At 72.6% G+C, this 21,096-nt stretch carries 22 protein-coding genes; 17 read left to right on the top strand and 5 right to left on the bottom strand.

Features of this window, described 5'->3' with window-relative positions:
- Positions 1–18 precede the first annotated feature (18 nt).
- The 8 genes from sufB to ABFX46_RS28035 all read left to right on the top strand — a co-directional run bounded on the left by sufB (position 19) and on the right by ABFX46_RS28035 (position 6,677).
- Positions 19–1,431 (top strand): Fe-S cluster assembly protein SufB, encoded by a 1,413-nt coding sequence (sufB, locus tag ABFX46_RS28070; protein ID WP_346046656.1) that lies wholly within the window; start codon positions 19–21, stop codon positions 1,429–1,431.
- Positions 1,431–2,567 (top strand): Fe-S cluster assembly protein SufD, encoded by a 1,137-nt coding sequence (gene sufD / locus ABFX46_RS28065; RefSeq protein ID WP_346046655.1) that lies wholly within the window; start codon positions 1,431–1,433, stop codon positions 2,565–2,567. Before sufB ends, sufD begins: the two co-directional genes overlap by 1 nt.
- Entirely contained in the window at positions 2,564–2,878 is a 315-nt protein-coding gene (locus ABFX46_RS28060; RefSeq protein WP_346046653.1) for a non-heme iron oxygenase ferredoxin subunit, read from the top strand. The genes sufD and ABFX46_RS28060 overlap by 4 nt, the downstream gene beginning before the upstream one ends.
- Before the next feature lie 27 nt (positions 2,879–2,905).
- Complete coding sequence (gene sufC / locus ABFX46_RS28055) at positions 2,906–3,670, top strand: Fe-S cluster assembly ATPase SufC (protein WP_346046651.1); 765 nt, start codon at positions 2,906–2,908, stop codon at positions 3,668–3,670.
- The gene (locus ABFX46_RS28050; protein WP_346046649.1) at positions 3,667–4,929 is read left to right on the top strand and encodes a cysteine desulfurase; all 1,263 of its coding nucleotides are present in this window, start codon (positions 3,667–3,669) and stop codon (positions 4,927–4,929) included. Before sufC ends, ABFX46_RS28050 begins: the two co-directional genes overlap by 4 nt.
- A 42-nt stretch (positions 4,930–4,971) precedes the next feature.
- Positions 4,972–5,430: a Fe-S cluster assembly sulfur transfer protein SufU gene (gene sufU / locus ABFX46_RS28045; RefSeq protein WP_346046647.1), complete on the top strand. Its 459-nt coding sequence runs from the start codon at positions 4,972–4,974 to the stop codon at positions 5,428–5,430.
- Positions 5,427–5,759, top strand: a complete 333-nt coding sequence (locus ABFX46_RS28040; protein ID WP_131939267.1) for a metal-sulfur cluster assembly factor — start codon at positions 5,427–5,429, stop codon at positions 5,757–5,759. The genes sufU and ABFX46_RS28040 overlap by 4 nt, the downstream gene beginning before the upstream one ends.
- 129 nt (positions 5,760–5,888) lie before the next feature.
- Positions 5,889–6,677: a class I SAM-dependent methyltransferase gene (locus tag ABFX46_RS28035; RefSeq protein WP_346046872.1), complete on the top strand. Its 789-nt coding sequence runs from the start codon at positions 5,889–5,891 to the stop codon at positions 6,675–6,677.
- On the opposite strand, the gene ABFX46_RS28030 is transcribed toward ABFX46_RS28035, so the two are convergent.
- Positions 6,637–7,197: a hypothetical protein gene (locus ABFX46_RS28030; RefSeq protein ID WP_428831319.1), complete on the bottom strand. Its 561-nt coding sequence runs from the start codon at positions 7,195–7,197 to the stop codon at positions 6,637–6,639. The two genes, ABFX46_RS28035 and ABFX46_RS28030, sit on opposite strands and share 41 nt — an antisense overlap.
- A gap of 132 nt (positions 7,198–7,329) precedes the next feature.
- Here ABFX46_RS28030 and ABFX46_RS28025 point away from each other — a divergent pair, with 132 nt between their 5' ends.
- Positions 7,330–8,541, top strand: coding sequence for a sensor histidine kinase (locus ABFX46_RS28025; RefSeq protein WP_346046643.1), 1,212 nt, complete (start codon positions 7,330–7,332; stop codon positions 8,539–8,541).
- On the top strand, positions 8,538–9,215 hold the full coding sequence (locus tag ABFX46_RS28020; protein ID WP_346046641.1) for a response regulator: 678 nt from the start codon (positions 8,538–8,540) through the stop codon (positions 9,213–9,215). Before ABFX46_RS28025 ends, ABFX46_RS28020 begins: the two co-directional genes overlap by 4 nt.
- A gap of 16 nt (positions 9,216–9,231) precedes the next feature.
- Here ABFX46_RS28020 and ABFX46_RS28015 read toward each other — a convergent pair whose 3' ends face one another.
- Positions 9,232–10,359: an EAL domain-containing protein gene (locus ABFX46_RS28015; protein WP_346046639.1), complete on the bottom strand. Its 1,128-nt coding sequence runs from the start codon at positions 10,357–10,359 to the stop codon at positions 9,232–9,234.
- Positions 10,360–10,473: 114 nt separating this feature from the next.
- Positions 10,474–10,869: an ABC transporter permease gene (locus ABFX46_RS28010; protein ID WP_346046637.1), complete on the bottom strand. Its 396-nt coding sequence runs from the start codon at positions 10,867–10,869 to the stop codon at positions 10,474–10,476.
- Between the two features lie 68 nt (positions 10,870–10,937).
- On the opposite strand from ABFX46_RS28010, the gene ABFX46_RS28005 reads away from it, so the two are divergent.
- The 3 genes from ABFX46_RS28005 to ABFX46_RS27995 are packed head-to-tail and all read left to right on the top strand — an operon-like array spanning position 10,938 to position 12,994.
- Positions 10,938–11,576 carry an AIM24 family protein gene (locus tag ABFX46_RS28005; protein ID WP_346046635.1) on the top strand — a complete coding sequence of 213 codons (639 nt, stop codon included), beginning with the start codon at positions 10,938–10,940 and terminating at the stop codon, positions 11,574–11,576.
- Entirely contained in the window at positions 11,576–12,229 is a 654-nt protein-coding gene (locus ABFX46_RS28000) for an AIM24 family protein (protein ID WP_346046633.1), read from the top strand. Before ABFX46_RS28005 ends, ABFX46_RS28000 begins: the two co-directional genes overlap by 1 nt.
- Positions 12,230–12,232: 3 nt before the next feature.
- Positions 12,233–12,994, top strand: a complete 762-nt coding sequence (locus tag ABFX46_RS27995) for an AIM24 family protein (protein WP_131939273.1) — start codon at positions 12,233–12,235, stop codon at positions 12,992–12,994.
- Positions 12,995–13,047: 53 nt separating this feature from the next.
- Here ABFX46_RS27995 and ABFX46_RS27990 read toward each other — a convergent pair whose 3' ends face one another.
- Positions 13,048–13,842, bottom strand: a complete 795-nt coding sequence (locus tag ABFX46_RS27990; RefSeq protein ID WP_346046631.1) for a VOC family protein — start codon at positions 13,840–13,842, stop codon at positions 13,048–13,050.
- Between the two features lie 275 nt (positions 13,843–14,117).
- Here ABFX46_RS27990 and ABFX46_RS27985 point away from each other — a divergent pair, with 275 nt between their 5' ends.
- From ABFX46_RS27985 to ABFX46_RS27975, 3 genes are all read left to right on the top strand, one after another.
- Complete coding sequence (locus ABFX46_RS27985; protein ID WP_346046629.1) at positions 14,118–15,716, top strand: ABC-F family ATP-binding cassette domain-containing protein; 1,599 nt, start codon at positions 14,118–14,120, stop codon at positions 15,714–15,716.
- A 116-nt stretch (positions 15,717–15,832) separates the two neighbouring features.
- Positions 15,833–16,045: a helix-turn-helix domain-containing protein gene (locus ABFX46_RS27980; RefSeq protein WP_021596738.1), complete on the top strand. Its 213-nt coding sequence runs from the start codon at positions 15,833–15,835 to the stop codon at positions 16,043–16,045.
- Between the two features lie 186 nt (positions 16,046–16,231).
- Positions 16,232–16,987: an enoyl-CoA hydratase/isomerase family protein gene (locus tag ABFX46_RS27975; RefSeq protein WP_163056981.1), complete on the top strand. Its 756-nt coding sequence runs from the start codon at positions 16,232–16,234 to the stop codon at positions 16,985–16,987.
- Positions 16,988–17,028: 41 nt separating this feature from the next.
- Here the strand turns inward: ABFX46_RS27975 and ABFX46_RS27970 are convergent, their stop codons facing one another.
- On the bottom strand, positions 17,029–18,942 hold the full coding sequence (locus ABFX46_RS27970; RefSeq protein ID WP_346046626.1) for a Xaa-Pro dipeptidyl-peptidase: 1,914 nt from the start codon (positions 18,940–18,942) through the stop codon (positions 17,029–17,031).
- A 217-nt stretch (positions 18,943–19,159) separates the two neighbouring features.
- On the opposite strand from ABFX46_RS27970, the gene ABFX46_RS27965 reads away from it, so the two are divergent.
- Positions 19,160–21,085, top strand: coding sequence for an ABC transporter ATP-binding protein (locus ABFX46_RS27965; protein ID WP_346046870.1), 1,926 nt, complete (start codon positions 19,160–19,162; stop codon positions 21,083–21,085).
- Positions 21,086–21,096: the final 11 nt, after the last annotated feature.

Here is a 21,096-nt window from a genome sequence, read left to right as displayed (position 1 = left end):
ACTCTCTGGAGTTGTTCTATGACTACAGCAGCCCACCCCGAACTCGAGGGGCTCGACAGGTACAAGTTCGGCTGGGCCGACTCGGACGAAGCCGGCGCGGCGGCCCGCCGCGGCCTGAACGAGGACGTCGTCCGCGACATCTCGGCCAAGAAGAACGAGCCCGAGTGGATGCTCGACCTGCGCCTCAAGGGGCTGCGGCTGTTCAACAAGAAGCCGATGCCCACCTGGGGCTCCGACCTGTCGGGCATCGACTTCGACAACATCAAGTACTTCGTGCGCTCCACCGAGCAGCAGGCGTCGTCGTGGGAGGAGCTCCCCGACGACATCAAGAACACCTACGACAAGCTCGGCATCCCCGAGGCCGAGAAGCAGCGCCTGATCGCCGGCGTCGCCGCGCAGTACGAGTCGGAGGTCGTCTACCACAAGATCCGCGAGGACCTTGAGGAGAAGGGCGTCATCTTCGTCGACACCGACACCGGCCTGCGCGAGCACCCGGAGATCTTCCAGGAGTACTTCGGCTCGGTGATCCCGGTCGGCGACAACAAGTTCGCCGCGCTGAACACCACGGTGTGGTCGGGCGGCTCGTTCGTCTACGTCCCGCCGGGCGTGCACGTGGAGATCCCGCTCCAGGCCTACTTCCGGATCAACACCGAGAACATGGGCCAGTTCGAGCGGACGCTGATCATCGCCGACGAGGGCTCCTACGTCCACTACGTCGAGGGCTGCACCGCGCCGATCTACAAGTCGGACTCGCTGCACTCGGCGGTCGTGGAGATCATCGTCAAGAAGGACGCCCGCGTCCGCTACACGACCATCCAGAACTGGTCGAACAACGTGTACAACCTGGTGACCAAGCGCGCCGTCGCCTACGAGGGCGCCACCATGGAGTGGGTCGACGGCAACATCGGCTCCAAGGTCACCATGAAGTACCCGGCGGTCTACCTGCTCGGCGAGCACGCCAAGGGCGAGACCCTGTCGATCGCCTTCGCCGGCGAGGACCAGCACCAGGACGCCGGCGCCAAGATGGTGCACGCCGCGCCCAACACCTCCAGCACGATCATCTCCAAGTCCGTGGCGCGCGGCGGCGGCCGCACGTCCTACCGCGGGCTGGTGCAGATCCAGGAGGGCGCCGAGCACAGCAAGTCCACGGTCAAGTGCGACGCGCTGCTGATCGACCAGATCAGCCGGTCCGACACCTACCCCTACGTCGACGTCCGCGAGGACGACGCGGAGATGGGCCACGAGGCCACCGTCTCCAAGGTGTCGGAGAAGCAGCTGTTCTACCTGATGAGCCGCGGCCTCACCGAGGACGAGGCGATGGCGATGATCGTGCGCGGGTTCGTCGAGCCCATCGCGCGGGAGCTGCCGATGGAGTACGCCCTTGAGCTGAACCGGCTCATCGAGCTGCAGATGGAAGGAGCCGTCGGCTGATGGGGCTCGACACCAAGCCTCTCTCGACGCTGCACGAGAAGGCGTCCTACGACGTCGCCGACTTCGAGGTCCCGACGGGCCGCGAGGAGGAGTGGCGGTTCACCCCGCTGCGCCGCCTCCGCGGCCTGCACAAGGGCACCGCGCAGGAGGGCGGCAAGGTCCTGCTGGAGGTCGAGGCGGCCCCCGAGGTCACCGTCGAGACCGTCGGCCGCGACGACCCGCGCCTCGGCAAGGCCTACGTGCCCGTCGAGCGGGTCAGCGCGCAGGCGTGGAACTCCTTCACCGACGCGACCGTCGTGACCGTACCGAAGGAGGCCGTCGCCTCCTCGCCGACCGTCCTGCGGCGGCGCGGCGAGGACGCCTCGGCCGCCGCCTACGGCCACACCACCGTCGTGGTGGAGCCGTTCGCCGAGGCCACCGTGGTGCTCACCCACCGCGGGTCGGCGACCTACGCCGAGAACATCGAGTTCGTCGTCGGCGACGGCGCCCGCCTGTCGGTCATCAGCCTGCAGGACTGGGCGGACGACGCCGTCCACGTCGCCCACCAGCACGCGCGGCTCGGCCGCGACGCCCGGTTCGTCTCGCACAACATCTCGCTCGGCGGCGACGTCGTGCGGATCTCGCCGTCCATCGCCTACGCGGCGCCGGGCGGCGACGCCGAGCTGTACGGGGTGTACTTCGTCGACGGCGGCCAGCACCTGGAGCACCGCCTCCTGGTCGACCACACCGTCCCGCACTGCCGCAGCCGCGTCGACTACCGCGGCGCCCTGCAGGACCGGGACGCGCACGCGGTGTGGATCGGCGACGTGATCATCCGCGCGGAGGCGGAGGGCACCGACACCTACGAGCTGAACCGCAACCTCGTCCTCACCGACGGGACGCGGGTCGACTCGGTGCCGAACCTGGAGATCCTCACCGGCGAGGTCGCCGGCGCGGGGCACGCGTCCGCGTCGGGGCGCCTGGACGACGAGCACCTGTTCTACCTGCAGGCGCGCGGCATCACCTTCGACGAGGCGCGCCGCATGGTGGTCCGGGGCTTCCTCGGCCAGCTGGTCGAGCGCATCGAGGTCGCCGAGGTCCGCGACAAGGTGCGCGAGGCCATCGAAGAGGAGCTGGACCTGGGGGCCGCGCGATGACGTACGTGAAGGTGTGCGCGCTGGACGAGGTCCCCGCCGACGGGGCCCTCGGCGTCGAGGTCGACGACACGCCCGTCGTCATCGCGCGCAGCGGCGACGAGGTGTACGCCCTGAACGACATCTGCTCGCACGCCGAGGTCTCGCTGTCGGAGGGCGAGATCTACAACGGCACCATCGAGTGCTGGCTGCACGGGTCGTGCTTCGACCTGCGCAGCGGCAAGCCCACCAATCCGCCGGCCACGCAGCCGGTCGCCACCTACAAGGTCAAGGTCGAGAGCGGGGACGTCTACGTCTCGCTCGGCGACGACTGACCCCACGACGAAGGAACCACACGCACTATGGCCACGCTAGAGATCCGCGACCTCCACGTCTCCGTCGGCGACGGCTCCGACGGGGCGAAGGAGATCCTCCGCGGGGTCGACCTGACCGTGCAGGCCGGCGAGACCCACGCGATCATGGGGCCGAACGGCTCCGGCAAGTCCACCCTGGCCTACGCCGTCGCCGGGCACCCCAAGTACACGGTGACGTCCGGGACGGTCACGCTGGACGGCGAGGACGTCCTCGCGATGTCGGTCGACGAGCGCGCCCGCGCCGGGCTGTTCCTGGCGATGCAGTACCCGGTCGAGGTGCCGGGCGTGTCCGTCTCCAACTTCCTGCGCTCGGCGGTGACCGCCGTCCGCGGCGAGGCCCCGAAGCTCCGCGACTTCTCCAAGGAGATGAAGACGGCGATGGACAACCTGTCCATCGACCCGGCGTTCGCGCAGCGCAGCCTCAACGAGGGCTTCTCCGGCGGTGAGAAGAAGCGGCACGAGATCCTGCAGCTGGAGATGCTCAAGCCGAAGTTCGCGATCCTGGACGAGACCGACTCCGGCCTCGACGTCGACGCCCTCAAGGTCGTCTCCGAGGGCGTGAACCGGTTCGCCACCGGCGACACCGGCGTCCTGCTCATCACGCACTACACGCGCATCCTGCGGTACGTGAAGCCCGACTTCGTGCACGTGTTCGCGGCCGGCCGCGTCGTCGCCGAGGGCGGCCCGGAGCTGGCCGACGAGCTGGAGGAGCAGGGCTACGAGAAGTACGTGAAGGCGGGCGCGTCCCTATGAGCCTTCTGCCCGAGGAGCTGAAGAAGGACTTCCCGCTGCTGGGGCGCACGGTCCGCGGCGGGCGTCCTCTGGTGTACCTCGACTCGGGGGCGACCTCGCAGAAGCCCGTCCGGGTGCTGGACGCGGAGCGGGAGTTCTACGAGCGGCACAACGCGGCCCCGCACCGGGGCGCGCACCTGCTCGCCGAGGAGGCGACGGAGGCGTACGAGAACGCCCGCGCGTCCATCGCCCGGTTCATCGGCGCGTCGCCCGCGGAGATCGTGTTCACCAAGAACGCCACCGAGGGCATCAACCTCGTCGCGTACGCGATGAGCAACGCCGCGACCGCCGGCCCGGAGGCCGAGCGGTTCGCGGTCGGCCCCGGCGACGAGGTCGTGGTGTCGGAGATGGAGCACCACGCGAACCTCGTGCCGTGGCAGCAGCTGTGCCGGCGCACCGGGGCGACGCTGCGCTGGTTCGGCATCACCGACGAGGGCCGCCTGGACCTGGAGGACCTCGACGGCCTGGTCAACGAGCGCACCAAGATCGTCGCGCTGACGCACCAGTCGAACGTGCTCGGGACCGTCCCGCCGGTGGAGCGGATCATCGAGCGGGCGCACGCCGTCGGCGCGCTCGTCCTGCTGGACGCCGCGCAGTCCGTCCCGCACCAGCCGGTCGACGTCACCGGGCTCGGCGCCGACTTCCTGGCGTTCTCCGGCCACAAGATGCTGGGCCCGACCGGCATCGGCGTGCTGTGGGGCCGCGGTGAGCTGCTGGAGGCGATGCCGCCGTTCATCACCGGCGGGTCCATGATCGAGGTCGTCCACATGGAGCAGACCACGTTCATGCCGCCGCCGCAGCGGTTCGAGGCCGGCGTCCCGATGACCGCGCAGGCCATCGGCCTCGGCGTCGCCTGCGACTACCTCGCCGACCTCGGCATGGACCGCGTCCACGCCCACGAGGAGGCGCTCGTCGGGTACTCCCTCGAGCGGCTCGGCGAGATCCCCGGCGTCCGCATCATCGGGCCCGGCACCACCGAGGCGCGCGGGGGCGCGGTGTCGTTCACCGTGGAGGACATCCACCCCCACGACGTCGGCCAGGTCCTGGACGACCTGGGCGTCGAGGTCCGCGTCGGCCACCACTGCGCGTGGCCGATCTGCCGGCGCTTCGGCATCCCGGCGACGACCCGCGCGACGTTCTACCTCTACAACACCCTCGCCGACGTGGACGCGCTCGCCGACGGGGTACGGCACGCTCAGAAGTTCTTCGGAACACACTGACGCGCGGGCCGGTTGTAGCGAAAAAGGCTTGGAAGGGACGACATGCAGCTGGAGGCGATGTACCAGGAGGTCATCCTGGACCACTACCGCAACCCCCACCACAAAGGGCTGCGGGAGCCGTTCGAGGGCGAGGCGCACCACGTCAATCCGACCTGCGGTGACGAGGTGACGCTGCGCGTCCACCTGGACGGCGAGGGCCAGGACGCCACGGTCGCCGATGTGTCCTACGACGCCATGGGCTGCTCGATCAGCCAGGCCAGCGCCTCGGTGATGTCCGACCTGATCATCGGAAAGTCCGTGAAGGAGGCGATGGCCGTCGGGGAGGAGTTCCTGGCCCTGATGCAGTCCCGCGGCCGGGACATCGAGCCCGACGAGGACGTCCTGGAGGACGCCATCGCCTTCGCCGGGGTCTCCAGGTACCCCGCCAGGATCAAATGCGCCCTGCTCGCCTGGATGGCGTGGAAGGACGCGACCGCACGCGCACTCGGAGAGGCATCATGACCGACACGCCCGCGACCGGCACGGCCCCTCAGGAGGAAGAGGTCCTGGAGGCGCTCAAGGACGTCGTCGACCCCGAGCTCGGCATCAACGTCGTCGACCTCGGCCTGATCTACGGCATCAACCTCGACGACGAGGTGGCCACCATCGACATGACGCTGACCAGCGCCGCCTGCCCGCTCACCGACGTGATCGAGGACCAGGCCCACAGCGCCCTGGAGGGCCTGGTCAAGGACGTCAAGATCAACTGGGTCTGGCTCCCGCCGTGGGGTCCCGACAAGATCACCGACGACGGCCGCGACCAGCTCCGCGCCCTCGGATTCAACGTCTGACCGCACCGCGCCGCACGAAGGCCGCGCCCCGCCCGGGACCGCGGCCTTCACGCATGTGCCCGGATCCTCCGAACGCGCGGCGCCGCCCCGGGTCGGTGCTCCGGGCGGCTGCTTACAGTGGCGGGTGTGATGGACGCGTTTCCCGGGAGCGAGCCGGGGCTGGTGGCGCGGCGGGCGGCCTCGTTCGGGGCGCGCGCGGCGGCGTACGCGGAGGAGCGGCCCGACTATCCGGACGCGGCGGTGCGGTGGGCGCTGGCGCCGGTCGCGGGGCGCGGGCGCCTGCGGGTGCTGGATCTCGCGGCCGGGACCGGCAAGCTGACGCAGGTGCTGCTGCGGGCCGGGGCGGACGCGGAGCGGCTCGTCGCCGTCGAACCCGACGGGGCGATGCTGGCGGAACTGCGGCGGCGGGTGCCGGGGGTGCGGGCGGTCGAGGGGAGCGCCGAGCGCATCCCGCTGGACGACGGGGCCGTCGACGCCGTCGTGGTCGGGCAGGCGATGCACTGGTTCGACCTGGACCGGGCGCTGCCGGAGATCCACCGGGTGCTGGCCGCGGGCGGTGTCCTCGCGGGCCTGTGGAACACCGATGACGACCGGGTGCCGTGGGTCGCGGAGATGAAGCGGCTCTCGCGGAGCAGCGTGTCGTTCACGAACTGGCGGCCGAAGTCGCTGCCGGAGACGGCGTGGTTCCCGGCGTTCGAGCGGGCGGAGTTCCCGCACGGCCAGCGGCGGACGGCGGAGTCGATGGCGGCGACCATCGGGACGCACTCGCACATGCTGGTCCTCGGCGAGGCCGAGCGCGAGCAGGTCATGGCGCGGGTCCTGGACTACCTGAGGAGCGCGCCGGAGACGAGCGGGGGCGCGTTCGAGCTGCCGATCGTCACCCTCGCGGTGCGCGGTCGGCGCGCTCCTTCGGCTTAGCGGGCCAGAGCGTGTAGCTGACCGGCCAGATGGCCCAGATCGCGAGGACGGTGCCCAGGCGGCCCAGCCAGGCCGTGAGGGCCCCCGTGCGGTCGGGGTCGTCCACGAGGGCGGTCATGGCCAGGAGGAGGGCGCAGGCGATGGCGGTCGCGAGGGCCGCCTTGCCGAACTCGCGCCACTCGTAGCGGGTGCGGGCGCCGCCGTACTTCGGCCTGCCGCGCGGCGGCGGACCGCCGGCGAAGCGGTGGGCGAAGCGCTCGTCCGCCCAGCGGACCATGCTGTGCCCGAAGGCGACCGAGTAGCCGAGGTAGGCGGCGGCGAGGCCGTGGCCGGTGCCGGCGGTCGCCCCGTTGCGCAGGTCGATCGCGGTGGCGGCCAGCAGGACCAGGTCCAGCAGCGGGACGCAGAGCAGCAGCACCGCGCCGGTGCGGCGCAGCCGCAGCGGGTAGCGGGCGAGGAGGCCGGCCGCGAGGACGATCCAGAATCCGATCTCGCATGCGGCGATGACGGCGATGAGCACGGGTTCCATCGTCGTCGCCGGGCGGCGCCGGATCGTCGTCCGCGGTGAGGTTCTCCGGGTGGTCCGAAGGATGTACGCCCGCTCCTCACCCGGGCGGACGAGGCACGGCGGCCGGGATGCTGAGATGTACCCGTGCACCTGATCCGACGGCTGACCACGCGCCAGGACGCGCTGATCGCGGCGGCCGCGCTCGCGGGCGGGCTGCTGATGCTCGCGGCCCACGGCTACTCGACGTGGGCGCCGGGCTGGGACCCCTCGCACCGGGTGCGCCTGATCCCGCTGCTCGGGCTGTGCGCGGCGATGCTGCTGCGGCGGACCGCGCCGCTGACGGGGCTGGCCCTCGCGACCCCGTTCAACGTCGCCGACGTGGCGTTCGGGCCGAGCATCGCCACCGCGATGATCTACGGGGACGCGCTGTACGCGGCGAGCCTGTACGGGCGGCGGAGGACGGCGGAGTGGCTGCTCGGGTCGACCGTGGCCGCGTCGCTGGCGGTGACGGCCGGCGTCGGGATCGCGCTGCGGGGCGTCGCGGTCGGCGTGGTGGCGGGCGCGGTCGCCGGGCTGGTGTGGGTGGCGCCGGTGCTGACCGCGATGGCGGTCCGCGAGCACCGGTTCCGGGCGGAGGCGGAGCGGCGGCGGGCCGAGGCCGAGCGCCGGCGGGCGGAGGCCGAGCGCGAACGGGCCGAGCAGGTGGCGCGGCTGGCCGAGCTGGACCGGCGCGCGGCGGTGACCGCCGAGCGGGCCCGGATGGCCCGCGAGCTGCACGACGTGATCGCCAACCATCTGAGCGCGGTGGCGCTGCACTCCTCGGCGGTGCTGCGGGTGCCCGACCTGGACCGCGAGGAGATCGAGCGGTCCCTGCGGGTCATCCGGGAGAACAGCGTGCAGGGGCTCGCCGAGATGCGCCGGATGATCGGGCTGCTGCGGGACGGCGGCGACGCCGATCCGGCCGCCCGGCCGCGGCTCGCCGAGCTGGACCGGCTCGTCCGGCACACCGCGCGATCCGATCTGTCGGCGCGCCTGGAGGTCGCGGGGGAGCCGGCGGAGCTGCCCGCGGCGGTCGAGCTGGCCGCGTACCGGATCGTCCAGGAGTCCCTGACGAACGCGCTCAAGCACGCCGGGCCGGGCCGCGCCGAGGTCCGGGTCGAGTACGGCCGGCGGCTCGTGATCGACGTGTCCAGCCCGCTCGGCCGGGACGGCTCCCAGCTGCCGGGCAGCGGCAGCGGCCTGGTCGGGATGCGCGAGCGCGCGGTGATGCTGGCCGGGGAGTTCGACGCGGGGCCGGACGGCGGCCGGTGGCGGGTGCACGCCGAGCTGCCCGTGGAGCTGGAGAGGACGCCATGATCGAGGTGCTGGTCGCCGACGACCAGGCGGCGGTGCGGGCCGGCCTGGTGCTGATCCTGCGCGGCGCGCCCGACGTGCGGGTGGTCGGCGAGGCCGAGGACGGGCTGCGCGCGGTGGAGCTGGCCCGGGAGCTGCGCCCCGACGTGGTGCTCATGGACGTCCGCATGCCCCGCCTGGACGGCATCAGCGCGACCCGGGAGATCGCCGGGTTCACCGACGTCCTGGTGCTGACCACGTTCGACATGGACGAGTACGTGTTCGGCGCGCTCCGCGCGGGCGCCGCCGGCTTCCTGCTCAAGGACGTGGACGCCGACCGGCTCGTGGAGGCCGTCCGGACGGTCGCCGCCGGCGACGGCGTCATCGCCCCGCGGGTGACCCGGCGGCTGATCGGCGCGTTCGCGGCCCGGCCCGCGGCCGCGCCGGACGTCCCGGGCCTGGACGAGCTGACGCCGAGGGAGCGGGAGGTGTTCGCCTGCCTGGGCGAGGGCCTGTCGAACGGGCAGATCGCGGTGCGGCTCGACATGGCGGAGACGACGACGAAGACGCACGTCAGCCGCATCCTCGGCAAGCTGGGGCTGGCCAGCCGCGTGCAGGCCGCCATCCTCGCCCGGGAAACGGTCGCCACCGGACTCTCCCGGCACGATCCCGCCGAAGGGCCGCCGGAGGCGCGCTGATCGCGCCGCGGCGCTCTCAGCGCGACATGGCGCGGATCAGGTCGGCGACGCGGACGATGCCGAGGCAGCGCCCCACCTCGTCCACCACGACCAGGTCGTCGTAGACGCGGTCGTCCTCCGCCCCGGCCGCGCGCAGCGCCGCGATCGCCGGGACGGTGCGCGGGACCGGGCGCGGCGGATCGGCGAGCCGGGCGGCGGGCCTGCGCGCGTGCAGCGCGTGCCCGTAGGCGCCCGACAGCTGGAGCAGGAACCGCGTCCGGTCCACCGTGCACAGCGGCCGCTGCCGGTCGTCGACCAGGATGACGCTGGTGACGCCGGCCTCGGCGTTCAGCACGGTGAGCACCTCGTCGGCGGTGGCGGTGTGCGGCAGCGTGACCGCGGGGATCGTGAACTCCGACACCCGCGGCCCGAGCCCGGGGCCCGGCCGGGCCGGCTTCGGGCGCTCCGCCGCGACCGGGATGCTGACCGGCATGCCGGGGACCCATTCCCGCGGCGCGAGCGCCGGCCCCTGGACCAGCCGCACCCCCGCCTCCCGCAGGTGCAGGATCTGCTCGCGGCCGGTCATGCCGGGCGCCTGGACGTGCGTCTCCAGCCGGTGCGCCAGCTCCACCAGGCTCGCGACCAGCGCCGACCGCCGCGGCTCGGCGTGCGCCGCGCGCGCCAGCTCCGGATCGAGTCTCAGCAGGTAGGGCGCGCCGTCCACCAGCAGGTCCAGCGGCGCGTGCGCGGAGCCGAGCCCGGCGAGGCCGACGAGGTAGCCGGCGTGCCGCAGCGCCGCCAGCGCGGCGGTGAGCGGCGGCCGCCGGGCCGGCGGGAACCCGCCGGTGACGCAGAGGATGACCTCCTGCGGCCGCCGCCCCGCCTCGCCGAGGCCGCCGTGCAGCTCGTGGAGCAGGTCGTCCCCGCTCGCGAGCGTCTCCGCGCGCAGGGAGAGCTGCAGGGGCAGCCGGGTTCCGAGGGCATGGGCCGCGCGGGCCGCCTCGACGGCGCGCCGCACGTCCTCGGCGGCCGGGTCGATCCGCGCCGGGGCGCCGGACGGCCCGGCGTGCGCCTCCACGGCGACGACGGCGCCCGTGCCGAGGTCGACCACGGGGTGGAACACCGCGCGGGCCGGGAGGGCATCGAGTGCGTCGACGGCGGACACACCCCGCATCATGCCGTCCGTCCGCCCCCGAAACGACCCGTGTCAGGAGAAGTTAACCCAGAGTTCGCCCAGGTCGGCGGCGCGGCGCCCGTCCCGCGGGCCGTTCGGCGGCGGTCAGAGGCTGCGGGTGCCGGCCAGGGCGGCGAGCAGGTAGGTGACCCCCGCGACCGCCGCGAGCCAGGCGTAGGCGGTGATGTCGGAGCCGCGCAGCGCCTGGACGACGAGGCCGCCGACCACCGCGACCGTCAGCACGTCGCCCGTCGTCGCGGCGGCGCGCAGGTGCGCGCGGGCCCGGGTGCCGGACCCGAACCCGTCGCTGATCGGCAGGGCCGGCTCGTTGCGCCGGTAGCCCAGGTACAGGGCGTACCCGGCGAGCGCGCAGAGCGCGACGAGGGCCGTCCCGGACCGCCCGTCGGCGGCCAGCACGGCCCCGACCACCACACCGGCGGCCAGGACGAGCCCTGGCACGGCCCACCGGCTGAGACTGCGGCGTTCGGGAGCGATCCACATGGTGCTCATCCTTCCCGATGTGCGCGCGAGCGGGACCGGCAACGCGCCGGGCTGTATCTTCTCGCTTCGTGGCGCAATTTCGAATGAACGGCTCGAAGATGCTCGCCGTCGACCTCGCCGGCGAGACCATCAGGGCGCTGAACGGCTCCATGGTCGCCTACGAGGGCCAGATGGCGTTCAAGCGGCAGGGCATGACGGGCGGCGAGGGGCTCCGCGGCGCCCTCAAGCGGCGCATCGCCGGCGAGGGCATGACGCTCATGGAGGTCACCGGGCAGGGCACGGTGTACCTGGCGAGCGAGGCGACGGAGGTCACGCTCGTCCAGCTCACCGGGGACACCCTCTTCGTGGAGTCGGAGAGCCTGCTGGCCCTCGACGGGAACCTGCAGACCGGCGTCCAGTTCGTCGGGCTGCGGGGCATGGGCACCGGCCAGGGCCTCGCCACCACGAAGGTGGACGGGCACGGCACGGTCGCGATCCTCTCCGAGGGGCCGGCCATCGCGCTGGAGGTGACGCCGCAGACACCGCTGTGCGTCGACCCCCACGCGTACGTGTGCCATCACGGGCAGCTCCAGCAGGACGTGGTCACCGACGTCAACTGGCGCACGGTGATCGGCCAGGGATCGGGGGAGAGCGTGCAGTTCCGGTACCAGGGGCACGGGCTGGTGTACGTCCAGCCGGCCGAGCGCGGCGGAATCTTGGAGATCTGATGCCCGGATACCAGTCGATCAACTCCAAGATGCTCCAGGTGCCGATCGGGCCGGGGCAGGAGGTCTACAGCAAGCGCGGCGCGATGCTCGGCTACACCGGCCCCGTGTCGTTCGCCCCGACCGCCACCGCAGGGCAGGGCATCGGCGGCACGATCGGGCGCGCCGTCGCCGGCGAGCGCAGCGCGATGATGCACGTGACCGGCCAGGGCAGCGTGCTGTTCGGGCACGGCGGGCTGGAGGTCACCGTCATCGACCTGAACGGCGCCGACACCCTGTACGCCGAGGCCGACCGGCTCCTCGTCCACGACACGACGCTCCAGGTCGGGACGATGTTCATGGGCGAGCAGGGCGGCGTGCGCGGCATCGTGCGCGGCGCGGTCACCGGGCAGGGCCTGTTCACCACGACGCTCACCGGGCACGGCTCGTGCGCGCTGCTGTCGCACGGCGGCGTGATGGAGCTGCCGATCACCCCGCAGCGCCCCGTCCACGTCGACCCCCAGGCGTACGTGGCCCACCGCGGCCAGGTGCAGAACAAGCTCACCACGGCGGTCGGGCTGCGCGACATCATCGGACGCGGCTCCGGCGAGGGCTTCCAGCTGGAGCTGAGCGGCTCCGGCGTCGTCTACGTCCAGGCCAGCGAGAGGAAGATCTGACCCGTGAGCACGTTCGGCACGCGGACCTGGAACCCGCACACGCTCCCGTCCAACGACAACGTCAACCCCTACGCCTTCAGCGTCGACCTCAACGGCCAGTGGTTCGCGCAGAAGGGCAAGATGATCGCCTACTACGGGCAGATCAGGTTCGAGGCGCTGTCGTCGGGGCCGCTGGACTCCCTCGTCGCGCACACCTTCAACTCCCCGCTCTACGCGCAGGACTGGATCGTCGCGCAGGGGCAGGGCAAGCTCGTCCTCGCCGACCGCGGGTTCGACGTCAACTCCTTCGACCTGGAGAACGGGAACCTCACCGTCCGGGCCGGGAACCTGCTGGCGTTCGAGCCGGGCCTGGAGCTGAAGCAGTCGATCATCCCCGGGTTCCTGACGCTGATCGGCACCGGGCGCTTCGTGGCGGCCTCCAACGGGCCCGTCCACTTCGTCGAGCCGCCGATCCGGGTCGACCCGCAGGCGCTGCTCGGCTGGGCCGACTGCCCCTCGCCCTGCCACCACTACGACCACTCCTACATGCGCGGCGCGTTCGGCGCCGCCCGGATGGTGTTCGGCATCGGCGGGCAGTCCGGCGAGGAGCACCAGTTCGACTTCACCGGCGAGGGCACCGTGCTGATGCAGTCGTCGGAGGTCGTGATGAACGAGGACGTCCTGCTCCGCGACCTCGAAGGGCAGATCGGGCTGGTCGGCACGTCCGGTCTGCAGCGGCTGCACCAGACGATCGGTCAGCGGCTGGCCGCCGAGCGGCAGGGCTGACCCGGGGGCCGGTCTCCGTGGGCCCGGCGCAGGGCCGGGCCCGCGAAGACCGGTCACGATTCGGGCTGGGGCGCCGGCCGCATGACCCGGAACGGCACCCCGAACGGGTCGCGGACGGTGGCCATGCGGCCGTACGGGGTGTCGACGGGCTCCTCGTCGACCGCGCCGCCGCCGGCGCGGACCTTGCGGACCGCCGCGTCGGGGTCGTCCACCGCGAAGTAGGTGAGCCACGACGCGACCGGGGCCGACCCGCCGCCGAGGACGAGGCCCTCGCGGCCCAGGATCCCGCCGATGTAGCGGCCGTCGCCCGCGCGGCGCACGACCGTGTAGTCCATGCCGGGCATCTCCTCCAGCTCGAACCCGAACACCGCCGTGTAGAACTCGCGGGCCGGCCCGGCGTCGGGCGCGAACAGGTCGTTCCAGGTGAACGATCCCGGGTCGTTGACGATCCGGGAGCCGGGGTGCGCCCGCCCCTGCCACAGCCCGAACTGGCCGCCCTGCGGGTCCCTGACGACCGCCAGGCGGCCCTGGTCCATCACGTCCATCGGCGGGACGACGACCTCGCCGCCCGCGTCGGTGGCGCGCTTGGCCAGCCCGTCGCAGTCGTCGGCGGCGAAGTAGACCGTCCACCAGTACTCGTCGGGGGCCTCGTCGGGATTGCGCATCATCCCGGCGACGGGCTCACCGCCCAGCATGCACATGTTGTAGTGGCCCCCTTCGGGGCCGGTGTCCTGGAACTGCCAGCCGAGGAGCGTCCCGTAGAACGTCTTCGCCCGCTCCAGGTCGGGGACGCCGATGTCGAGCCAGTTCGGGGTCCCCTCCGGCACGTTGCCCGTGACCCGGGTCATCCGACTCACCCTCCTTCACGCCGGGAACGCCGGTCCCGGTGCCGCCCCGCCGCACGCCGCCATCCTCATACTGGCCCGCCGCGCGCCGTTCACACATGCCTTCCGCACCGAATCCGCCTGGCCGGGACTGGACGGCGCTTCACGTACAATGGCCAGATGGTTCAGCTCCCGAACTGACAGAGCGCCAAGGGCGCGCCGGCGGTCTGCGAGGCCGCGCGGCGCGCCGTTTCGTGCCGCCTGTCCACCGAGCCGTCCGTCAGGGGAGCCCTGTCACTGTGATCATCGCGAAAGACATCGAGCTGCGCGCCGGGTCCCGGCTGCTGATCGAGGCCGCCACGTTCCGGGTCAACCCCGGCGACCGGGTCGGCTTCGTCGGGCGCAACGGCGCCGGCAAGACCACCCTCACCAAGGTGCTGGCCGGGGAGGCGGTGCCCGCGCAGGGCGCCGTGACGTCCTCCGGCACGATCGGCTACCTGCCGCAGGACCCGCGCGGCGTCGACCTGGACGAGCTGGCCCGCGACCGGATCCTGTCGGCCCGCGGGCTGGACGAGGTGATCCGCAAGCTGCGCGCCGCCGAGGACGCCATGGCGACCGCGACCGGCGCCGAGCGCGACAAGGCCGTCCGCCGCTACGGGCGGCTGGAGGAGCGCCTGCACGTGCTCGGCGGCTACTCCGCGGAGGCGGAGGCGGCGTCGATCGCCTCCAGCCTCGGCCTGCCCGACCGGGTGATGACCCAGCCGCTCGGGACGCTGTCGGGCGGCCAGCGGCGCCGCGTCGAGCTGGCCCGCATCCTGTTCTCCGGCGCCGACACCCTGCTGCTGGACGAGCCGACCAACCACCTGGACGCCGACTCGATCGTCTGGCTCCGCGACTTCCTCAAGGGCCACCAGGGCGGCCTGGTCGTGATCAGCCACGACGTGGAGCTGCTGGACGCGGTCGTCAACCGGGTGTTCCACCTGGACGCCAACCGCTGCGTGATCGACGTCTACAACGTCGGCTGGAAGAAGTACCTCGACCAGCGCGAGACCGACGAGCGGCGCCGCAAGCGCGAGTCGGCCAACGCGCACCGGCAGGCGTCGGCGCTGCTGTCGCAGGCCGACAAGATGCGCGCGAAGGCGACCAAGGCCAAGGCGGCCCAGCAGATGGACCGGCGCGCCCGGCAGCTGCTCGCGGGTGTGGAGGGCGAGCGGCAGGCCGACAAGGTCGCCAAGATCCGCTTCCCGGAGCCGGCGCCGTGCGGCAAGACCCCGCTCACCGCGGAGGGTTTGTCGAAATCGTACGGATCTTTGGAGATTTTCACCGACGTGGACCTGGCCGTCGACCGGGGCAGCCGCGTCGTCGTCCTCGGCCTGAACGGCGCCGGCAAGACCACGCTGCTGCGCCTGCTGGCGGGCGTCGACGCGCCCGACACCGGGTCGGTGGTGCCCGGCCACGGGCTGCGGCTCGGCTACTACGCGCAGGAGCACGAGATGCTCGACGTCGAGCGGTCCGTCCTGGAGAACATGCAGTCGGCCGCGCCCGGCATGGCGCCCGTCGAGGTCCGCAAGATCCTCGGCTCGTTCCTGTTCTCCGGCGACGACGTCGACAAGCCCGCCGGCGTCCTGTCCGGCGGCGAGAAGACGCGGCTGGCGCTGGCGATGCTGGTGGTGTCGAGCGCGAACGTGCTGCTGCTGGACGAGCCCACCAACAACCTCGACCCGGCCAGCCGCGAGGAGATCCTCGGCGCCCTCCGGACGTTCGCCGGAGCCATCGTCCTGGTGACCCACGACGAGGGCGCCGTCGACGCGCTCGCGCCGGAAAGAGTGATTTTGCTGCCCGATGGTGTGGAAGACATCTGGAGTGACGAGTTTGCCGATCTGGTGGCGCTCGCGTGACCTGCGAGGTGACTTCCGCAGATCTTTTCTGGCCGAGTGGGTAGCCGAACAGCCGGGAATGACTGATCATGGCGGGGGATAACGCAGCGGTCACCACATCACTACGGGAGGTACTCGTGGCCGAGACCCTTAAGAAGGGCACCCGCGTGACCGGTGCCGAGCGCGACAAGCTGGCGGCGGACCTGAAGAAGAGGTACGACTCCGGCGAGAGCATCCGCGCCCTGGCAGCCGCCACCGGCCGCTCGTACGGTTTCATCCACCGGATTCTGACCGAGTCCGGCGTCAACCTGCGCGGTCGCGGTGGCGCGACCCGGGGCAAGAAGTCCTGACCGGACCCCTGCCCCCGGATGAGCGCACCGCCTGATCCGGCGCCGCGGCCGGCCGAGTAGGGTTCGGTCGCGGCGGCGGACCGGGCGAGCGGGTCCCGCCCCGTGGACGGCGGGGCGGGCCCGCCACGCTCATCGAGAGGAAGACCAGTGGGGGACGCGACGACGACGGGACGGCCGGATGCGGCCATGCCCGAGTTGGAGAAGGCCGGGCTGCGCCTGGCGGTGGACGGCGCGGTCGCGACCGTCACCCTGAACCGGCCCGAGCGGCGCAACGCCATGACGTTCGACACATGGCGCGGGCTCGCCGCCATCGGGCGCTCCCTGCCCGCGGACGTGCGCGTCGTCGTCCTGCGCGGCGAGGGCCCGTGCTTCTCCGCCGGCATCGACCTCGGCATGTTCTCCGGGGAGGGCGAGGGCTTCGCCGACGGCTCGGACGCCGAGGCCACCGACCGCTTCATCGCGGAGCTGCAGGAGGGCTACACCTGGCTGCGGCGCCCCGACATCGTCACGGTCGCCGCCGTGCACGGGCACGCGATCGGCGGCGGCTTCCAGCTGGCGCTGGCCTGCGACATCCGGGTGGCGGCCGACGACGCCCGGTTCTGCATGAAGGAGCCCGCGCTCGGGCTCGTCCCCGACCTGACCGGCACCAAGCCGCTGGTGGAGATCGTCGGCATCGGGCGCGCGCTGGAGCTGTGCCTGACGGCGCGGACCGTGCTCGCCGACGAGGCGGCCCGGCTCGGCCTCGCCGAGATCGTCGTGCCCCGCGACGGCCTGGACGGCGCCGTCCGGGAGCTGGTGGCGTCGCTGCTGGCGGTGAACCCCGGCGCCGCGGTCGCGACGAAGCGGCTGCTGTGGGAGGCCGCCGAGAACACCCTGGAGCAGCAGTGCGCCGCAGAGCGCCGCGAGCAGATCGGCCGCCTCCGCGAGATGTTCGGCAAGTGACCCGCGGGGGGCGGGCCCGCTCAGGCCCGCCCCCCGGAGGGCTACTTCAGGTTCTCCCCGCCGCCGCGCGCCAGCGGCAGCAGCACCCTGCTGACGCCGGGCCGCACCGCGACCTCGGTCCCGGCCGGGTAGCGCAGCGTGTAGTCGTAGTCGGTCGACAGCAGGATCACGCCGAGCCGGTGGCCGGCCTTCACGGTGTAGTCGGCGGGTTCGAGCTCCCACCGGAACGTGTAGGCCTTCCCGGCCCTGATCGGCTCGGTGCGGCTGAAACTGTGCCGGTTCCGCACGTCCAGCCACCCGCGCGTGATGATCTTGTAGGGGGCGGTCTCGGTGCGCAGTTCCTGCCGGATCGTGCAGCCGGAGTCGCCCGGCACGCTCTCCCCGTAGCAGACCTGCTCGGCCGTGTTCACGCGGGCGCCCGTGGGACGGGTGTCGGTGCCGTAGTCGACGAGCAGCGCCGTCAGGTACGGCGAACGGCCGTCGAGCGAGGCCCGCAGCGACACCGACGGGACGCCGTCGATCCGTACCGCGCCGGGCAGCGGCCCGGTCAGGTAGGCGAGCCGGTTCGGGTCGGCCCGGTCCTCGCCGGCGAGGAGCTGCTCGGCGGTGCGGGTCTTGCCCTCGTCCGTGAACGACTGCGGCGCACCGGGCCGGGGCCGGAGGCCGAGGGTGCCCGGCTGCCCGGACGGCCCGGCGTTCAGGCTGACCGGGACGGTGCGGGTGCCGGGGACGGGCCAGTCGCGTGCGGTCTCCCACGTCCCGTCGGCGTGCTGGACGTCGACGCGCGGCTCGTGCTCGATCCCGTTGCGGACGCCGTAGAGGTACCGGTCGAACCAGTGCAGCGTCTGCCGCAGCCACTCCTCGACCCGCCAGCGGAACGGCGTCGAGTGGTTGCCCTGGTGCAGCCACAGCTTCAGCGGGACGCCCGTCTTCTTGAGGGCGTTCCACCACTGCACCGAGTTCTTGATCTTGACGTTCCAGTCGTTGAGCCCGTGCACGACCATCACGGCGGCGCGCACCTTCCGCGCCTGCCGCACGTAGTCGCGCTCCGCCCACACCGCGGAGTAGTCGCCGGTCTCGCGGTCCTGCGCCGCCTCGATCCCGTCGATGATCTTCTGGCAGACCTCGGGGTCCCGCCGGGTCAGCACCGCCTTGGCCAGGACGTCCAGGTCCTCGCCCTGGTAGCCGCCGGGCGCGACGACGCCGCCGCCCGCGCGGTAGTAGTCGTACCAGCTGGAGATCCCGGCGATCGGGACGATGGCCTTCAGGCCCTCGACTCCGGTGGCGGCGGCCATGTTCGGCAGCGTCCCGTCGTAGGACTGCCCGATCATGCCGACGTTGCCGGTCGACCAGTCGGCCCTCACCGGCGTGCCGTCCGGCGCCCAGCCGCGGGCGCGGCCGTTCAGCCAGTCCACGGCGGCCTTGGCGCCCGCCTGCTCGCTGCGGTCCCCGGACGTGGGGCAGCCGGTCGAACCGCCCGTCCCGATGCTGTCGAGGTCCGCGACCGCGTACCCGCGCGGCAGGAAGTAGTTGTCGTAGTACCCGGGGAAGATCTCCGCGAGGCCGCGCGCGGAACTCGTCAGCGCGTGCCGCCGCGCGTCGCCGATGTCGACCGGGTGGTTCGGGACGTCGTTGATCCCGGCCCAGTACGGGCTCGGCTCCAGGATCGTCGGGACCTTGAGGCCGGCGGTGGCGGTCTCCTTCGGGCGCATGATCCGCATCTGGACGCGGTCGCGCACGCCGTCGCGGTCGCTGTCGACGGCGGTCTCGATGTCGACGGTCTGGGTGACGGCGTCGGCGCGGGAGAAGACGGGCTGCGTCTCGCCGTTCCGCACGGTCACCTGGGGGCCGCCGTCCTTCGTGGGGACGTCCGCGGCGGCGGGGGCCGCGGTCGTGGCGAGCAGCGCGGCGGCGAGGGTGAGCGCGCCGGCGCCGCCGGGGAGGCGTCGTTTCACTTGTGGGCTCCCGGGGGGTGTGAGCCTGAGGACGCCGATCACGGTCGCACCGGCGGGACGGCTTGTCCAGGGGGCGTTACGCCGTGAGCGGAGCCGGGAAGCCCGCCGGGCGGGGCGGCGTTGTGCGGGCCGGATACTGAGATGCTTACTTGATTACGCCGATGCCGCCGGCGCCGGCGGCACCGGCGGCACGGACCCAGCGGAGGCAGATGTGGGAATGCCAGGCAACGGCTGGCAGGTGATGGCCTCGTTCCGCAAGGACAGCTCCGTCACCCAGCAGAAGCTCAAGCCCGGCACCGTCGGGCGCATCGCGGGGTACGCCCGTCCCTACGTCCGCGAGCTGGTGGTCTTCCTCGCGCTGAACTCGCTCGCCGCGGTGATCGTCGTGGCGAACCCGCTGCTGCTCAAGTCGATCATCGACAGCGGCATCGTGCCGGGCCGCCAGGACATCGTGATCTGGCTCGCCGTCGCGGTCGCGGGGCTCGCGTTCGTGGAGGCGGTGCTCGGCCTCGCGCAGCGCTGGTTCTCGGCGCGCATCGGCGAGGGGCTGATCTACGACCTGCGCAGCCAGGTGTTCGCGCACGTCCAGCGGCAGCCGGTCGCGTTCTTCATGCGGGCGCAGACGGGCTCGCTCGTCAGCCGCCTCAACAACGACGTGATCGGTGCCCAGCGCGCCCTCACCACCACGCTGTCGTCGGTGGTGTCGAACGTGATCAGCCTGGTCCTGGTGCTGGCCACGATGCTGTTCCTGTCCTGGCAGGTCACGCTGATCGCGCTGCTGCTGCTCCCGATCTTCATCCTGCCGGCCAAGTGGGTCGGCAAGCGGCTCCAGCGGGTCAGCCGCGAGCAGATGGTGCTGGACGCCGAGATGGGCTCGCTGATGACCGAGCGGTTCAACGTCGCCGGCGCGATGCTCGCCAAGCTGTACGGGCGGCCCGCCGAGGAGGAGGAGAACTTCTCCGGCCGCGCGGCCCGCGTCCGCGACATCGGCATCGTGGCCGCCATGTACGGCCGGGTCTTCTTCACCGCGCTGACCCTGGTCGCGGCGCTCGCCACCGCCATGGTCTACGGCGTCGGCGGCTACCTCGTCGTGGACGACACCCTCCAGCTCGGCACGCTCGTCGCGCTCGCGACCCTGCTGACCCGGATGTACGGGCCGCTGACGGCGCTGTCCAACGTCCATGTGGACGTCATGACCGCGCTGGTGAGCTTCGACCGGGTCTTCGAGGTGCTCGACCTCAAGCCGCTGATCCGCGACCGCGAGGACGCCCGCCCGCTCGGCGGGGAGCGCCCCTCCACCACGAGCCCGGCCAAGGCGCCCTCGATCGAGTTCGACCACGTCCGGTTCGCCTACCCGGCGGCGGACGAGGTGTCGCTGGCCTCGCTGGAGTCGATCGCCCGCACCGACACCTCGCCCAGCCGGGAGGTCCTGCACGACATCGACTTCCGGGCGGCGCCGGGCCAGCTCGTCGCGCTCGTCGGGCCGTCCGGCGCGGGCAAGTCGACGATCACGCACCTGGTGTCGCGGCTCTACGACGTGTCCGGCGGCGCGGTGCGGATCGGCGGCGCCGACGTCCGCGACGTGACCCTGGAGTCGCTGCGCGGCGAGATCGGCGTCGTCAGCCAGGACGCGCACCTCTTTCACGACACGATCCGGGAGAACATGCGCTACGCCCGCCCGGACGCCACCGACGAGGAGATCCTGGCGGCGGTGGAGGCCGCGCACATCGGCGACCTCGTCGCCGAGATGCCCGACGGCCTCGACACCGTCGTCGGCGACCGCGGCTACCGGCTGTCGGGCGGGGAGAAGCAGCGCCTCGCGATCGCGCGGCTGCTGCTCAAGGCGCCCTCGGTCGTCGTGCTGGACGAGGCGACCGCGCACCTGGACTCCGAGTCCGAGGCGGCCGTGCAGCGGGCGCTGCGCACCGCCCTCGCCGGCCGGACGTCGCTGGTGATCGCGCACCGGCTGTCCACGATCCGGGAGGCCGACCAGATCCTGGTGGTCCAGGAGGGCCGCGTCGCCGAGCGCGGACGGCACGAGGAGCTGCTGCTGGCGGGCGGCCTGTACGCCGAGCTGTACCGCACCCAGTTCGCCCACCAGCGGGACGAGGAGCGGCAGACCGAGCCGCTGGGCGCCGAGTAGCCACTGGGGGC

Source organism: Actinomadura chokoriensis (genome assembly GCF_039529475.1).
GTDB classification, from domain to species: Bacteria; Actinomycetota; Actinomycetes; order Streptosporangiales; family Streptosporangiaceae; genus Spirillospora; species Spirillospora bangladeshensis.
Note: the sequence above shows the minus strand (reverse complement) of the source record. Positions and strands in the feature narration are given on the sequence as shown.